This window comes from Solwaraspora sp. WMMD406 (assembly GCF_029626025.1).
Taxonomy (GTDB): domain Bacteria; phylum Actinomycetota; class Actinomycetes; order Mycobacteriales; family Micromonosporaceae; genus Micromonospora_E.
Genome location: NZ_JARUBF010000001.1, coordinates 5,712,581 through 5,728,407, shown reverse-complemented (window position 1 = coordinate 5,728,407; position 15,827 = coordinate 5,712,581). Strand labels below are relative to the sequence as shown.

14 protein-coding genes are annotated in these 15,827 nt (G+C 70.3%); 6 read left to right on the top strand and 8 right to left on the bottom strand.

The annotated features are described in order from the left end of the window. Positions 1 to 65: 65 nt before the first annotated feature. Positions 66 to 1,523, top strand: coding sequence for a sugar transferase (locus O7632_RS25390; RefSeq protein WP_347403646.1), 1,458 nt, complete (start codon positions 66 to 68; stop codon positions 1,521 to 1,523). A 55-nt stretch (positions 1,524 to 1,578) separates the two neighbouring features. Here O7632_RS25390 and O7632_RS25385 read toward each other — a convergent pair whose 3' ends face one another. After that, positions 1,579 to 2,727: an ROK family protein gene (locus O7632_RS25385; protein ID WP_278120377.1), complete on the bottom strand. Its 1,149-nt coding sequence runs from the start codon at positions 2,725 to 2,727 to the stop codon at positions 1,579 to 1,581. Between the two features lie 299 nt (positions 2,728 to 3,026). Between O7632_RS25385 and xylA the strand changes: the two genes are divergently transcribed. Beyond that, complete coding sequence (gene xylA / locus O7632_RS25380; protein WP_278117832.1) at positions 3,027 to 4,217, top strand: xylose isomerase; 1,191 nt, start codon at positions 3,027 to 3,029, stop codon at positions 4,215 to 4,217. A gap of 67 nt (positions 4,218 to 4,284) precedes the next feature. Continuing rightward, positions 4,285 to 5,703, top strand: a complete 1,419-nt coding sequence (xylB, locus tag O7632_RS25375) for a xylulokinase (protein WP_278117830.1) — start codon at positions 4,285 to 4,287, stop codon at positions 5,701 to 5,703. A gap of 157 nt (positions 5,704 to 5,860) precedes the next feature. Here xylB and O7632_RS25370 read toward each other — a convergent pair whose 3' ends face one another. Beyond that, entirely contained in the window at positions 5,861 to 6,031 is a 171-nt protein-coding gene (locus O7632_RS25370) for a hypothetical protein (protein ID WP_278117828.1), read from the bottom strand. Positions 6,032 to 6,124: 93 nt separating this feature from the next. Next, the gene (locus O7632_RS25365) at positions 6,125 to 6,718 is read right to left on the bottom strand and encodes a TetR/AcrR family transcriptional regulator (protein WP_278117826.1); all 594 of its coding nucleotides are present in this window, start codon (positions 6,716 to 6,718) and stop codon (positions 6,125 to 6,127) included. An 80-nt stretch (positions 6,719 to 6,798) separates the two neighbouring features. On the opposite strand from O7632_RS25365, the gene O7632_RS25360 reads away from it, so the two are divergent. The 3 genes from O7632_RS25360 to O7632_RS25350 all read left to right on the top strand — a co-directional run bounded on the left by O7632_RS25360 (position 6,799) and on the right by O7632_RS25350 (position 9,337). After that, a complete protein-coding gene (locus O7632_RS25360) occupies positions 6,799 to 7,563 on the top strand; it encodes a DUF2306 domain-containing protein (protein WP_278117824.1) in 765 nt (254 codons plus the stop codon). Positions 7,564 to 7,639: 76 nt separating this feature from the next. Further along, the gene (locus O7632_RS25355; protein ID WP_278117822.1) at positions 7,640 to 7,870 is read left to right on the top strand and encodes a hypothetical protein; all 231 of its coding nucleotides are present in this window, start codon (positions 7,640 to 7,642) and stop codon (positions 7,868 to 7,870) included. A gap of 15 nt (positions 7,871 to 7,885) precedes the next feature. Next, the gene (locus tag O7632_RS25350; RefSeq protein WP_278117820.1) at positions 7,886 to 9,337 is read left to right on the top strand and encodes an MFS transporter; all 1,452 of its coding nucleotides are present in this window, start codon (positions 7,886 to 7,888) and stop codon (positions 9,335 to 9,337) included. Here the strand turns inward: O7632_RS25350 and O7632_RS25345 are convergent. The 5 genes from O7632_RS25345 to O7632_RS25325 form a co-directional block, all read right to left on the bottom strand. Next, positions 9,309 to 11,018: a glycoside hydrolase family 13 protein gene (locus tag O7632_RS25345; protein ID WP_278117817.1), complete on the bottom strand. Its 1,710-nt coding sequence runs from the start codon at positions 11,016 to 11,018 to the stop codon at positions 9,309 to 9,311. The genes O7632_RS25350 and O7632_RS25345 overlap by 29 nt on opposite strands. Before the next feature lie 100 nt (positions 11,019 to 11,118). Further along, entirely contained in the window at positions 11,119 to 12,144 is a 1,026-nt protein-coding gene (locus tag O7632_RS25340) for a LacI family DNA-binding transcriptional regulator (RefSeq protein ID WP_278117815.1), read from the bottom strand. A gap of 58 nt (positions 12,145 to 12,202) precedes the next feature. Next, on the bottom strand, positions 12,203 to 13,171 hold the full coding sequence (locus O7632_RS25335) for a carbohydrate ABC transporter permease (RefSeq protein WP_278117813.1): 969 nt from the start codon (positions 13,169 to 13,171) through the stop codon (positions 12,203 to 12,205). Between the two features lie 4 nt (positions 13,172 to 13,175). After that, a complete protein-coding gene (locus tag O7632_RS25330; RefSeq protein WP_278117811.1) occupies positions 13,176 to 14,237 on the bottom strand; it encodes a sugar ABC transporter permease in 1,062 nt (353 codons plus the stop codon). A gap of 84 nt (positions 14,238 to 14,321) precedes the next feature. Beyond that, positions 14,322 to 15,668 (bottom strand): ABC transporter substrate-binding protein, encoded by a 1,347-nt coding sequence (locus O7632_RS25325; RefSeq protein ID WP_278117809.1) that lies wholly within the window; start codon positions 15,666 to 15,668, stop codon positions 14,322 to 14,324. Positions 15,669 to 15,827 lie beyond the last annotated feature (159 nt).

Sequence of the window (15,827 nt, the reverse complement as noted above, 5' to 3'; positions counted from 1 at the left end):
GGGGGGACGCGTCGACTCGAGCGAGCTGGGGAGGGCTAGTGACGTCGGCGACACTGGTCAATGCTGTGGTGGTGCAACCGGACTCCACTCCGGAGGCACCAATCACAGTCCTGCACGCGCGTCAGCGTGCCTACATTCGGGCGATCGCCGCCCTCGACTTCTGCATCCTCAGTGTTGCAGTCCTAGCCGGCTACCTGGTGCGTTTCGGTACCGACCAGGCCACCGGCGCAGATCTGCCGTACGTGCTGGTGACACCGTTGCTGATGGTGGCCTGGCTGGGGTCGCTGAAGCTGTTGCGATGCTACGACGACCGGGTGCTCGGCTACGGCGCCGACGAGTACCGGCGGGTGATCACCGCCAGCCTGCGACTCGCCGGCACCGTGGCGATCATCGGGTACGTCGCCAGCGTCGAGATCAGCCGTGGCTACCTGGCGGTGGCCCTGTCGGTCGGCACGGTCGGCTTGGTCGCCGGCCGGTTCGGGGCCCGCAAGTACCTGCACCGACGCCGGGCACAGGGCAGCGGCTGGTTTCGCCGGGTCCTGGTGGTCGGCGACACCCCGCACGTACTCGAGCTGGTGCACACGTTGCGCCGTGAGCCGTACGCCGGATACCAGGTGGTCGGTGCCTGCATACCCGACGCACTGCTGGCCCCGGTGCCGCAGCGACTCGGCGACGTACCGGTGGCCGGATCGTTCCGCAACATCCCGGACGCCGCCAAGGCGACCGGGGCGGACACCGTCGCGGTCACCGCCTCCGGGGAACTGACCGCCACCCGGCTCCGCCGGCTCGGCTGGCAACTGGAGGGCACGGGTGTCGATCTGGTGCTCGCCCCGGCGTTGACCGACGTCGCCGGCCCGCGCATCCACACCCGGCCGGTGGCCGGACTGCCGCTGATCCACGTGGAGGCTCCGGAGTTCCGGGGAACGCGCAAGCTCGTCAAGGGCTTCGTCGACCGGTCCATCTCACTGCTCGCGCTCACGCTCGCGTTCCCGGTGCTGGCGCTGCTCGCGCTGGCCATCAAGCTGGACAGCCGAGGACCGGTGATCTTCAAGCAGGTCCGGGTCGGTCAGGGCGGCGAGGAGTTCCACGTCTTCAAGTTCCGGACGATGGTGGTCAACGCCGATGCCCTGCTGGCCGAGTTGGCGGCCAAGAACGAAACCGACGGTCTGATGTTCAAGATGCGCGACGACCCCCGGATCACCCGGGTCGGCAGGTTCCTGCGCAAGTACTCGCTCGATGAACTGCCGCAGCTGGCGAACGTGTTGTTTGGACACATGAGCCTGGTCGGTCCCCGACCGCCGCTGCCCAGCGAGGTGGCCCGCTACGACGGCGACGTCGCCCGGCGGCTGCTGGTCAAGCCGGGAATGACCGGTCTGTGGCAGGTCAGCGGCCGGTCGGACCTCTCCTGGGAGGACGGCATCCGTCTCGACCTCTACTACGTGGAGAACTGGTCGCTCGCCAGTGACCTGACGATCCTGTGGAAGACCTTCGGCGCGGTGGTCAACGGCCGGGGGGCTTACTGATCGCGAGTTGGCCGGCCGCCGGGCGGCCAAGCCGTCGGGGTCGTCGGGTTGTCGGTCATCGGGAGCCCAGCCAGTACGCCGGGTGGTCGCGTACCGCCCGGACCACCGATCCGGCGGCACCGGTGACCGCGGCCTCGGCGCCGAGCACTGACTCCCGTACGGTCACCGGTGACCAGCCGGCGGTGAGCACCCGCCGGCTGATCTCCGCCGACACTCCCGGTGCCAGCCACCGGGCCAGCGGCGCGTAGATCCCACCCAGCACCACGGTCTGCACGTCGAGCAGGTTGACCACCCCGGCGAGCACCACCCCGAGCGCCGTCGCCGCCTCGGCGAGCGCCCGGTGCACCGCCGGATCACCGGCGGTGGCCTGCCCTTCGACCATGCGCAGCGCCGTCGCCGCCGACCCCCCGGAACCGCCGCGACCGGCCGCGCGCAACAAGGCCTCCTGGCCGGCGTATTGCTCGAGACAACCCTGCGCGCCGCACCGGCAGGCCGGCCCGTCGGGGCGGACCGCCATGTGGCCGAGTTCTCCGCTCCAGCCCCGTGCGCCCCGGAACAGTTGGCCGTCGATGACGATCCCTGCTCCGACGCCGATCTCGCCGGAGACGTAGACGAAGTCGGTGAGATCGTCGGAGCGGGCGTGGAGTTCGCCGAGCGCGGCGAGGTTGGCTTCGTTGTCGACCGTCAGCGGGGCACCGGCCAGTTCGGGCAGCGTCGAGAGCACCGTCGGGATGTCGATGTCCTGCCAGCCCAGGTTGGGTGCCAGCCGGACGGTGCCGGCCCGGGTCACCAACCCGGGTACGGCCACCGCCGCGCCGGCCAGGGACAGGCCGGCGACCTCGGGTGCGGTGGTGACCGTCTGGGCGAGTCGGGCGAGTCGGGCGAGTACCCGCTCCGGTGCGTCGGGTCGCTGATCGGCACGGAGTACGGCCCGGTGCCGGACCGCCCCGGTCAGGTCGACCACGCAGGCGGCCAGGTAATCGACGTTGATCTCCAGCCCGAGGCCGGCGGGGCCGTCGTCGGCGAGGACCAGACCGGTCGCCGGGCGACCGGCTCCGCTGCGGGGCAGCGGGTCCACCTCGGTGAGCAGCCGGCCGACGATGAGCTCGTCGACGAGCGCCGACACGGTGGCCCTGGTCAAGCCGGTCGCGGCGGAGACGTCCGCCCGCGACGGTGGCCGGTGGGCGGCCGCCACCTGCCGCATCACCAGACCCAGGTGGTGTTCCCGCAGACCGGCCTGGCGCAGTGGGCGTCCGGACCGCTGCGCCGGCCCGCCGCCGGGTTGCTGGGCTGGCCCGCCGCCGGGTTGCCGGGCTGGGCCGCCGATGCGCCCGTCCGGGGTGCCAGGGTGCGGTTCGGGGGCGCTGTCGGGTCGAGCCGGACTGCGGGTCGACCCGGACCTGGCAGAACTGGGATCAGCGGCGGGCATGCTCTTGACAATGCCATAACCGAGGAAAATAATTCAATGACTAAACAAATCGACCGTGTTACGTGGAGGTCACCATGGCAGTCCAGCCCACTCCGGCTGACAAGTTCTCCTTCGGCCTCTGGACGATCGGGTGGCAGGCCCGCGACCAGTTCGGCGACGCCAGCCGAGGGCCACTCGACGCGGTCGAGGCGGTCCACAAGCTCGCTGAGCTGGGAGCGTATGGCATCACGTTCCACGACGACGACCTGATCCCGTTCGGCGCCGACGCGGCCAGCCGCGACCAGCACATCGCCCGGTTCCGCAAGGCCCTCGAGGAGACCGGCCTGGTGGTGCCGATGGTCACCACCAACCTCTTCGGCCACCCGATCTTCAAGGACGGCGGCTTCACCAGCAACGACCGCTCCATCCGGCGGTACGCGCTGCGCAAGGTGCTGCGCAACATCGACCTCGCCGCCGAGCTCGGCGCGAAGACCTTCGTCATGTGGGGCGGCCGGGAAGGCTCCGAGTACGACCACGCCAAGGACATCCGGGCCGCGCTCGACCGCTACCGGGAGGCCGTCGACCTGCTCGGCCAGTACGTCCTCGACCGCGGCTACGACCTGCGCTTCGCCATCGAGCCCAAGCCCAACGAGCCGCGCGGCGACATCCTGCTGCCCACCGTCGGCCACGCCCTCGCCTTCATCTCCAGCCTCGCCCACCCGGAGCTGGTCGGCCTCAACCCCGAGGTCGGCCACGAGCAGATGGCCGGGCTCAACTTCACCCACGGCATCGCCCAGGCCCTGTGGCACGGCAAGCTGTTCCACATCGACCTCAACGGCCAGCGCGGCGTCAAGTTCGACCAGGACCTGGTCTTCGGCCACGGCGACCTGCTCAACGGGTTCTCCCTGGTCGACCTGCTGGAAAACGGTGGCCCCGACGGCAGCCCCGCCTACGACGGCCCCCGGCACTTCGACTACAAGCCGTCGCGCACCGAGGACTACACCGGCGTCTGGGCCTCGGCCGCCGCCAACATGCGCACGTACCTGCTGCTCAAGGAGCGGGCGGCGGCGTTCCGGGCCGACCCCGAGGTGCAGGAGGCTCTGGCCGCCAGCAAGGTCCCGGACCTGGCCGTGCCCACCCTCAGCCCGGGGGAGACCTACACCGATCTGCTCGCCGACCGGGCCAGTTTCGAGGACTTCGACCCGGAGGCCGTCGCCGAGCAGGGCTTCCACTTCGTACGGCTGAACCAGCTCGCCGTCGAGCACCTGCTCGGCGCCCGGTCCTGACCATCCGCTGACCCCTGCCTGACCGCGCCGCCTGCCTACCCCGCCCGATCCTCCTGGAGGCCCAGCCGTGACCCTCGTCGCCGGTGTCGACTCGTCGACCCAGTCGTGCAAGGTGGTGATCCGCGACGCGGACACCGGGAAGCTGGTCCGTGAGGGCCGGGCGGGGCATCCCGACGGCACCGAGGTGCATCCGGACGCCTGGTGGGCGGCGCTGCGACAGGCCGTCGACGCGGCCGGCGGGTTGGACGACGTGTCCGCTGCCGCGGTCGCCGGTCAGCAGCACGGCATGGTCTGCCTGGACGAAGCCGGCCAGGTGGTCCGGCCGGCCCTGCTGTGGAACGACACCCGCTCGGCCGGTGCCGCCACCGAACTGGTCGACGAGTTCGGTGGCGGGCTCGTCGGCCGGCATGCCTGGGCCGACGCGGTCGGCCTGGTGCCGGTGGCCAGCTTCACCATCACCAAACTGCGCTGGCTGGCCCGACACGAGCCGGCCGCCGCCGACCGTACGGCCGCCGTCTGCCTGCCGCACGACTGGCTGACCTGGCGGCTGGCCGGCACCGGCGACCTCGCCGCGCTGCGCACCGACCGCAGTGACGCCAGCGGCACCGGCTACTGGTCGGCCGCGACCGGCCAGTACCGGCCGGATCTGCTCGAACACGCCTTCGGTCGGACGCCGCTGGTGCCGACAGTGCTCGGCCCCACCGACCTGGCCGGCGCGCTGCGCTCCGGCGCCCCGCTCGGCCCCGGCGCCGGCGACAACGCCGCCGCCGCGCTCGGCGTCGGTGCCCGCCCCGGCGACGTCATCGTGTCTATCGGCACCTCCGGCACCGTGTTCAGCGTCGCCGACACCCCGGCCGCCGACCCCAGCGGTACGGTCGCCGGCTTCGCCGACACCACCGGCCGGTTCCTGCCGCTGGTCGCCACCCTCAACGCGGCGCGGATCCTCGACGCCACCGCCGCGCTGCTCGGCGTCGACCACGCCCGGCTCGCCGAGTTGGCGCTCGGCGCACCGGCCGGCGCCGACGGACTGGTCCTGGTCCCGTACTTCGAGGGCGAACGCACCCCGAACCGCCCGGACGCCAGCGCCGCCCTGCATGGGATGACCCTGGCCAACACCACTCCGGCGCATCTGGCCCGGGCCGCCGTCGAAGGGCTGCTCTGCGCGCTCGCAGACGGTCTCGACGCGATCGTCGCCCAGGGTGCGGCCATCAACCGGGTCATCCTGGTCGGTGGTGGGGCGCGGTCTCTGGCGGTACGCCGGATTGCCCCCGAGGTGTTCGGCTGCCCGGTGCTGGTACCGCCGCCGGGAGAGTATGTCGCCGACGGCGCGGCCCGGCAGGCCGCCTGGCTGGCGGTGGGCACCCCGGACGCGCCCGACTGGACCCCGGCCGACACCGAGGAGTACACCGCCGATCCGGTGCCTGCCATCCGGGCCCGGTACGCCGACGCCCGCGACCACGTCCTGAACCGGGCCACCGCCGGCTAACCCGGCTGTACTCCGCTGTCTGACGGTCCTGTTGTCCCGACCGGCGTGGTCGTCGTCGATCCAGGACGGTCACCGTCCGTCGTGTTGTCGAGGTCCTCGACGGATGGTTCGCTGATCGGCAGGTTGCAGGTAGCTCGAATCCGGCTTTCGGATCGCGTCAGAGCCGTATTGCGTGAATGACGTTGGCCACGGTGAGGATCAACCCGATGATTGCTGTGACGACGGCCCAGCCCCGCAAGGGCACGAAGTAGAGGCTGCCGGCCGACCCCTCGTCATCGTCGTCCACCAGCCCTGCCAGCCACCACAGCACCGGGGCATCATCCATCATCGACGTTCCGACCTGAAGACCCCTACCAATTAGCGTCGTCAGGGTCCACGGTGATCATGGTGATTGTGCGTGGCGCTTCGCCGGCAGTGGATCTCAGCTATCCGAGGGCCGCAGGATCGCCGCGAACGTGTCGCGGATCAACTCGTCCGTCGGGGCGTCCAGGCCGAGTTTCGTCAGACCACCGGTGAGACGCAAGGTCGTCAGGCCGTGGACGGTGCACCAGATGGTGCGAGCCAGCGCGGTGGCGGACTGACCGTCGGGCAGGAAACCTGCCTGCTGTGCCTCGGCCACCGCGTCGACCAGGGGCGCGAAGGTGTCAGGCCGTACCTCGGCCCAGGACCAGTACCGGAACATCATGCCGAAGATCGCGTCGTTCTCCTCGGCGAAGCGCAGGTACGCGGCGACCAGGCGGATGATCCGGTCGGCGGGGTCGGTGGCCTGTGCGGCGGCGGCGCGCTGGGCGGCACCGAACGCGTCGTACCCCTCGTCGCGCAGCGCGGACAGCAGCGCCTCGCGGTCGGCGAAGTGCCGGTACGGCGCTGCGGAGCTGACGCCGACCCGCCGGGCCAGCTCGTTGAGGCTGAAGCCCTCCGCTCCGCGCTCGGCCAACAGCTCCCGGGCACCGGCGAGCAGCGCATCGCGTAGCGCTCCGTGGTGGTACGTCCGGCGAGTGGCCCCAGCTGCCATGTTGACGACATTAACATCAGGCCGTATGTTGACGTCACTTACATTGTGAATGGCACTTACATACTCGCCAGGGGGCGGTCATGAGCGACACGGCAGTGATGGCGTCACCACCGGTGCGGACAACCAGCAGAAGACCGGTACGGCGGTCCCGCACCGGCTGGACGGCGGTGCTGCTCACCTCGCTCGCGATCGGCGGGTTCTCGTTGTACACCTACGCCAGCGCCGACCTGCGCGCCCTCGCCGACGACGGTGCCGGGCTGGCCGGCACCTACGTGGACGCGCCGCTGCCGGTCCGGTGGGCCTTCTACGTCCACGTCGCCCTCGGGTCGCTCGCGTTGCTGCTCGGGCCGTGGCAGTTCTCCCAGCGGCTGCGCCGCCGCTGGCCGTTAGCTCACCGCTCGGTCGGTGTGGCGTACCTGCTCACCGTCGGCGTCGCGGCGGTGTGTGCGCTGGTGATGCTGCCGTTCAACCACGCCCGGATAGTCGGCTTCTTCGGGTTCGGTGCGGTCGCGGTGCTGTGGGCGTACACGGCGTGGCGCGGCTTCGACACCGCGCGGCGGCGGGACCTGCGCCAGCACCAGGCCTGGATGATCCGCAACTACGCGTTGACGTTCGCCGCTGTGACCCTGCGCTCGTGGGTCGGCGTCCTCATCGTCGTACAGTTGCCGTTCGCCGGACCGGACACGGACCCGGACCTGCTGTTCGAGACCGCCTACGCCGCCGTGCCGTTCCTGTCCTGGTTGCCCAACGTGATCGTCGCCGAGTGGCTGATCCGCCGACGCGACCTGCCGTCGTACCGGCTCGTCGACCGGTCACCGGACCAAGGCGTGTCCCGCGCATCATGACGTGCTGTCCGAGGTGACCTGCGGCGAGCTGGCAAGGCGCTAGCCGCCCTTCGTCGCCACGCTGAATATCCGAGACATGTCCGATGATGTCGCCGAGCCGGTCAAGGAGCGGGCGGCGGCTGTCGGCAAGTCGCCGTCGGCCTACGTCGCACGTCAACCGATCAAGATCACCGAGTGTTCGACGAACGCCGAGATCGTCCAGAGGCTGAAGATCGTTGACGGGCACTCGGGTCAGGCGTGTCGCGTTGAGGTCCGTAATCGGGTGGCGGGAAGCCTGTGCCCGACCATCGGCAGTCGGGTGCGCTGATCCATACTCGTCGGCATGACGCTGACCGGTGGGCGGGCGCACCGCATCTACAGCGTCGTCGTGTTCATCGTGCTCGCCTCGCTGGACAACGTGGCGATCGGCCTGGTTCCGCCGCTGTACGGCAGCATCGCCGACACGTACGCCGTACCGGAAGGGGCGATCGGCGCGGTCACCGCCGCGACGTTCCTGGTCAGCGCGATCGCTGCGGTCGGCTGGGCGTACGTCGGCGACCGCGGCAACCGCAAACCGCTGCTGATGGCCGGTACGGTGATCTGGGGCCTCGGCGCGGCCGGTACCGCCCTCGCGGGCAGCTACCCGCTGTTCTTCGCCGCCCAACTGGTCGCCGCCATCGGGCTGGGCGCGGTCGCCTCGGTCGGGTTCTCCGTCGTCAGCGACCTGATCACCCCGGCCCGGCGGGGTCTGGTGATGGGCTTCTGGGGGCTGTCGCAGGGCGTCGGCACCCTCGCCGGGACCCTGCTCGGCGGACTGCTCGGGCACGCCGACTGGCGGCGGCCGTTCCTGGTGCTCGCCGCCGCCGGGCTGGTCGCCACGGTCGCGTACCTGTTCACCGTCGACGTGCGGCGCGGGCAGAGCCAGCCGGAGCTGGCCGGCCGGTTCGCCGCCGGCGGCGAGTACGAGCACCGGATCAGCCGGGCCGACCTGCCGACGATCGCCCGGCGACGCACCAACGTCTGGCTGGTGGCGCAGGGGCTCACCGCGCAGGTGGCGTTCGGCTCACTGGTCTGGCTGCCGGCGCTGTTCCGGGCCCGCGCCGAGGACCAGGGCTACACCGCCGGTACGGCGATCGTCGTCGGCAGCGTCTTCGCCACGTTGTTCCAGCTCGGCGGGGCGTTGTCGATCGTCGGTGGACTGGTCGGCGACCGGCTGCAACGGCGTACCCCTCGGGGCCGGGCCTTGGTCGCGGCCGTCGGCATCCTCGCGGCGGTGCCGTTCTACCTGGTGTTGTTCTTCGTCCCGATGCGCATCGACGTGCCCGACGGCGCCGGCGCGGGTACGGTGACCGCCGCCGTGCTGCGCGGTGTGTTCAGCGAGCCGACGATCGGGCTGGCCTTCCTGACCGCCCTGCTCGCGTTGGCGTTGACCTCGGCCAACTCGCCGAACTGGTTCGCGTTGATCGCCGACGTCAACCCGCCGGAGCACCGGGGCACCGTCTACAGCCTCGGCAACCTGGTCAACGGGGTCGGTCGGGCGACCGGCAACGCGTTGCTGCCGGTCGCCCTGCGGGCCATCGGTGGGGCGGTGCCGCCGCCGATGAACTACGCGGTCGGGCTCGCCGTGTTCCAGCTGTTCTTCGTCCCGACCGGGATCATGTACTGGCTGGCGTCCCGGACCGCCCCGTGTGACATCGACGACGTGCACACCCTGCTCACCGGCCGGGCGGCCGGCGGCGGTACGTCAGCCGCCGGCCCGGAGCCGGTCAGCGACGCTGCCGAGCCCAGACGGTGATGTCTGTCGGCACCCGGTCACCGTCGTCGAGCGGGCCGCTGACGTGCACCGGTTCGAGGCCCGGTGGCAGCGGTACCGGCCCGGCGCTGAAGTTGGTGATCACGATCAGCCCACCGGGCTCGTCGCCGGTCGACTCGCCGTTCGACGCACCGACCTGGAACGCGAGGACGTCCGGCGGCGAATCCAACCAGCGGAGTTCGCCGGCACCGAGACCGTGTTCGCGGCGCAGCGCCAGCGCGGTGCGATACATCTCGTACGTCGAGCCCGGCACCCCGACCTGCCGGTCCGCCGCGTACTCGGCCCAGACCGGTGGCTGCGGCAGCCAACTGGCGTCGGTCGGTCCGAACCCGTACGACGGGGCGTCGGCCTCCCAGGGGATCGGCACCCGGCAGCCGTCGCGGCCCCGCTGGGTGTGCCCGCTGCGTCGCCAGGTCGGGTCCTGCCGGACCTCGTCCGGCAGCGTGGTGTGCTCCGGAAGCCCCAGCTCCTCACCCTGGTAGAGGTAGGCCGAGCCGGGCAGGGCCAGCATCAGCAGGCTGGCGGCGCGGGCCCGGCGTAGCCCCAGCGCCGGGTCCGGCTGCGGGTCGTCCGCGCCGATGCCGTTCGGCCGGGGGGCGCCGACCGGCAGCGCCAGCCGGGTCGCGTGCCGCAGCACGTCGTGGTTGGACAGTACCCAGGTCGTCGGGGCGCCGACCGCGTCGGCGGCGGCCAACGACCGTTCGATCACCGTACGCTGCGCGTCGGCGGTCCAGGCCGCCTCCAGGTATTCGAAGTTGAACGCCTGGTGCATCTCGTCGGCGCGGACGTAGGCGGCGAGGCGTTCGGCGGGCTGCACCCAGGCCTCGGCGACCAGGATCTGCTCGCCGGGATACCCGTCGAGCACCTCGCGCCACTGCCGGTAGACGTCGTGGACGCCGTCCTGGTCCCACATCGGTGGTCGGGGCAGGTCGACGTGTTCGCCGGAGTAGGTCTCCTCCGGGTAGTGCCAGTCGGCCAGGTCGGCCTGCTTGACCAGGCCGTGTGCCACGTCCACCCGGAACCCGTCGACGCCCCGGTCGAGCCAGAACCGCAGGATGTCGATGAACTCGTCCCGTACCAGCGGGTTGTCCCAGTTGAGATCCGGCTGGCCGGCGTCGAACAGGTGCAGGTACCACTGTCCCGGGCTGCCGTCCGGGTTCTCGGTCCGGGTCCAGGCGGGTCCGCCGAAGACGGAGTGCCAGCTGTTGGGGGGTTGGTCGCCGTTCGGGCCCCGGCCGTCGCGGAAGATGTAACGCTGCCGGGCGGCGTCGCCCGGTGCGGCGGCGAGGGCTTCGACGAACCACCGGTGTGCCGACGAGGTGTGGTTGGGCACCAGATCGACGATGACCCGTAGGCCCCGGTCGTGCGCTTCGGCGATCAGCTGGTCGGCGTCGGCGAGCCGCCCGAAGATCGGGTCGACGTCGCGGTAGTCGGCGACGTCGTAGCCGGCGTCGGCCTGCGGCGACGGATAGAACGGCGACAGCCAGACCGCGTCGACGCCGAGGGCGACCAGGTGGTCCAGCCGGGCGGTGACACCGGGCAGATCGCCGATGCCGTCGCCGTCGGAGTCGGCGAAGGACCGGGGATAGATCTGGTAGATGACCGCCTGCCGCCACCATCGGGTGGCGGCGTCGTCGCGGGTACGGGCTGCTGGGGTGCTCACTGCGGTACTCCTCGCCTCACGTAGCGGTCCATCTTGCCTGCTGATCTTCGGTTCACTGGGTCTGCCGGCTTTCGGTTCACTGGTCCGGCCGGCTTTCGGTTCACCGCGTTCCCGCAGGCGGCGCGGTCGACTCTCGCAGGATCAGTCGGGTGGGCAGGATCACCGACGCGACCGGTTCGTCGCGCCCCGCGCCGCGTAACGGGCCGAGGAGCGCGCGAGCGGCGAGCCGACCCTGCTCGGCGGCGGGTTGCGCCACCGTGGTGAGGCCGACGACGCGGGCGACGTCGTGGTCGTCCACACCGATCACACTGACGTCGGCGGGGACCCGCAGTCCGGCCTGGCGCAGGACGGCGATCGCGCCGAACGCCATCTCGTCGCAGGCGGCGAAGATCGCGCTCGGCAGCGGGTCGCGGCGGAGCAGTTCGGTGGTGGCCCGTCCGCCGCCGCTGATGGTGAAGTCGCCCTCCACGTCCAGCGCCGGATCCGTGGTCAGCCCGGCGGCGATCAGCGCCTCCTGGTAGCCGCGTCGCCGGTCCAGGTGAGTGGTGAAGGCCAGTTCGTCGGCGGAGCTGCCGGAGATGTGGGCGATCCGCCGGTGCCCGAGCCCGATCAGATGTGCTGTGGCGGACCGGGCCGCCGCCACATCGTCGATCCGGACGCTCGGCCAGCCGGGCACCACGGTGCCGGAGCTGACCGTGACGCCGGGCATCGCCGACGCGGTGATCGCCGCGAAGTCCGACGGCTCCAGCGGGGTCGCGATCAGCATCATCGCGTCCACCCGCTGGTGCAGGTTGGCGGTCTGCAACAGCCGGTGCCGGGTCCGTTCCCGACCGCCGAGGTTGTAGAGCAGCAGGCTGTAGCCGGCTTCTTGCAGGGTGTCCTCGGCGGCCTCGACGACCGTGCTGAAGAACCAGCGGGTGATCCGGGGCACCACGACGGCGACGGCCCGGGTCTTGCCTCCGGCGAGGCGTGACGCGCTCGGCGAGGCGATGTAGCCGAGGCGGGCGGCGGCGTCGAGCACCCGCAGCCGGGTCGCCTCGGTGACCGTGGGCAGGCCCCGCAGGGCCCGCGACACGGTCGCCGTGGAGACCCCGGCGAGTCGGGCGACGTCGTCGATTCTGGTCATGGGTCTCTGGTCCTGGGTCGACTCGGCGTGTGCCCGGTGGTGCCCGGGCGGCCCGGACTCAGCCCTTCACACTTCCGGCGAGCAGCCCTCGGACGAAGTACCGCTGCAGCGAGAGGAAGACGATCAACGGCACGATGATCGAGACGAACGCACCGGAGGTCAGCCGTTGCCATTCGTCGCCCCGGGTGCCGGCCAGTTCGGCCAGCCGTACCGTCAACGGTGCCACCCGACTCTCGCCGCCGGCGAAGATCAACGCGACCAGCAGGTCGTTCCAGACCCAGAGGAACTGGAAGATGCCGAACGCGGCCAGTGCCGGGGCGATCAGCGGCAGCACGATGGTCCGGAAGATCTTCGGGTGGGTGGCGCCGTCGACCCGGGCCGCCTCCATCAGATCCTTCGGCAGCTGCGACACGAAGTTGTGTAACAGGAAGACGCCGAGCGGCAGGGCGAAGCAGGTGTGCGCGAACCAGACCTGGACATAGCGTTCGTAGCTGTCCAGTCCCCAGGCCGGGGTGAGGGTGATGCCACCGATCGTGGTGCCCTGGGAGAAGAACCGCAGCAGCGGCACCAGCGCCATCTGCAACGGCACGATCTGCAGGGCGAAGATGCAGATGTAGATCAGGTCCCGGCCCCGGAAGTTGATCCAGGCCAGGGCGTACGCGGCGAGCGCGGCGAACGCCAGTGGGAACAGCCCCGACGGGATCGTGATCACCAGCGAGTTGATGAAGTAGCTGGAGAGCTGCCCGGACGACGAGGATCGACCGAAGAGCACGTCCTGGTAGTTCTCCAGGGTGACCTGGGGGTTGGTGAAGAAGGTCCACCAGCCGGTGGTCCGGATCTCCTCCGCCGGTCGGAACGACGAGACGAACAGGCCGAAGGTCGGGATCGTCCAGATCACCGCGATGACGATCGCGACGATCGTCGCGGCGGGTGTGTTGAGCCGCTTGCGGACCCGGCCGACCCGGGTACGGGGCTGCTCCTCCCCGCTGGTGGCCGGGGCGGCCACGGGGGGCGTGGTAGTGGTCATGGGCTCACACCTCCCGCTGCTTGCGCAGGTTGCGGATCTGATAGATGACGATCGGGATGACCAGGACGAACAGGAACACCGCCAGAGCCGAGCCGTATCCGTTCTGGCCGTAGCGGAACGCCTGGTTGTACATCTCGTTGGCGATCACACCGGTGTCGTAGTTGCCGTTGGTCATGGTCCGGACGATGTCGAAGACCTTGAGGGTGGCGATCGAGATGGTCACCACGACGACGATCAGCGCCGGCCGGATGCTCGGCATCGTCACCCGCCAGAACATCTGCCAGGCGTTCACGCCGTCGAGGCGGGCCGCTTCGATGATGTCGCCGGGGATCGCCTTGATCGCCGCGGAGAGCACCACCATCGCGAACCCGGCCTGGATCCAGATCATCACCACGATCAGCAGCAGCGTGTTGAGGGGTGCGTCGAGTTGCAACCAGCGTTGCGGTTCGAACCCGAACAAGGTGACCACGTAGTTGAGCAGGCCGTACTGTTCCTGCTCACCGCCCCGGTACGCGTAGACGAACCGCCAGATGATGCTGGCGCCGACGAAGGAGATCGCCATCGGCATGAAGACCAGCGACTTGGCCAGCGCCTCGAACCGGGCCTTGTCCACCAGTACGGCGTAGATCAGGCCGATCGCGGTCGCCATCGTCGGCACCAGGAACACCCAGATCAGGGTGTTGGTGAGTACCTGGATGATCTCGTCCTGGGAGAACATCCACTGGTAGTTGTCCAGCCCGACCCAGTTCTCGCTGCGCCCGTCCATGAACGACAGGACGGTCGTCCGCAGCGCCGGGACGACCAAGCCGATCCCGAGTAGCAGCAGGGCCGGCAACAGGAAGAAGATCCCGAACAGGCCCTCGGAGCCGCGCCGGGGTCGACCGATCGGCACCGAACCGCCGGTGCTGGCGCTCACCGCGAGTAGCCGCTGCTCGCGGCGCCGCGCGAACCAGCTCGGTACGGCGTCGAGTAACAGCAGCAGCCCACCGACGATCACAGCGAACGCGAGCAACCCGTACAGCAGCATGATCAGCTTCGGGACTTGCTCTGCGACGTCGAAGTACATCCGCCCTCCCAACGGTGCGTCGACCGATCCCGGCTGTGGTGCGGCCGGCCCGCCCCGTCTCCGGGGCGGACCGGCCGCGTGGTGTCAGTTGGCGGGCCAGGAACCTTCGATGTAGTCGAGGGTCTCGGCGGTGCTCTGACCGCTGAGCCAGTCGACCATGCCGCGCCAGAACGTACCGGCGCCGACCGCGGCCGGCATCAGGTCGCTTCCGTCGAAGCGGAACGTGGTGTTCTCGTCCTGCAGGATCTCCACGGAGAGCCGGTCGATCGGGTTCTCCACGTTGGCGATGTCCAGCCCGTTGTTGGCCGACACCCAGTTGCCCAGCGAAGCCCGGCTGTTGGCGTGCTCCGAGGAAGCCAGGTAGGTCTGCACGGCCTGGACCTCGGGCCGGTCGGCGAACGCCACGGTGAACTCGCCACCGCCGAGAACCGGCTGACCGGCGCTCGGGTCGTTGGTCGGGAAGTAGAACGCGAAGACGTCGCCGTCCTCGGCCACCTCGGTGCCTGCCGGCCACTGGTTGGCGTAGAAGCTGGCCTGCCGGTGCAGCGCGCACTCACCGTCGAGGATGGGCGTACCGGCCTCCTGGAACGCGGTGGCGGTGATGCTGGAGACCCCACCGAAGCCGCCGTTGACGTACTCCTCGTTCTTGAGGATCGACCCGGCCTGGTCGACGGCCTCCGCGACGCGGGGGTCGTTGAACGGGATGTCGTGGGTGGTCCACTGGTCGTAGACCTCCGGCGTCTGGGTCCGGAGCATGATGTCCTCGATCCAGTCGGTGGCCGGCCAACCGGTGGCGTCACCGGACTCGACTCCGACGCACCACGGCTTGGTGCCGGTCGCGGCGACCTCGTCGCTGAGCGCGATCAGCTCGTCCCAGGTCTCCGGCACGGTCCAGCCGTTGTCGGCGAACATGCTCGGCGAGTACCACACGAAGGACTTGACGTTGGAGCCGAGCGGGGCGCCGTAGAAGGTGCCGTCGACGGTGCCGTAGTTGAGCCAGTCCTCGCTGTAGTTGGCCTCGGCCATCGCCTTGGTCTCGTCCGAGGCGGCCTGCAGCTGGCCGGAGTCGGCGAAGCGCTGCAGCAGACCCGGCTGCGGGATGAAGGCGATGTCCGGCGGGTTGCCGCCGTCGACCCGCACCTGCAGTTGGGCCTCGAACTCGCCGCTGCCCTCGTAGCGGATGTCGATGCCGGTGCAGTCGACGAACTCGCTCCAGGACTCCTCGAGCAGATCGGCCTCGGCGTCGCGGATCGAGGCGTAGATCGTCACCTCGGTGCCGTCGTTGCCCTGGTAGTCACTGTATGGGGCGCATTCCTCGGATTCCGGGTCAGCGTTGGTGCCGCTCTCCGAAACGCACGCTGTCGAGGCGAGTGCCAGCCCGAGCACGCTGGCGAGCGCGAAGGCCTGGCGTGGTCTGGTGAAGACCGCCATGTGCGTTCTCCCTTCCTAGCCGACGTGGCCGCGAGTCCCGTGACCTGATCACGCCGGTCGTTGCTGTCTGGGCGTCTTCACATGTAAGCGCTTGCAGCGGATCTCCGTCTAGCCCTGAGAGCATCTCGGCTTGTAACAATTCGGAAACCTCGCCGGTCC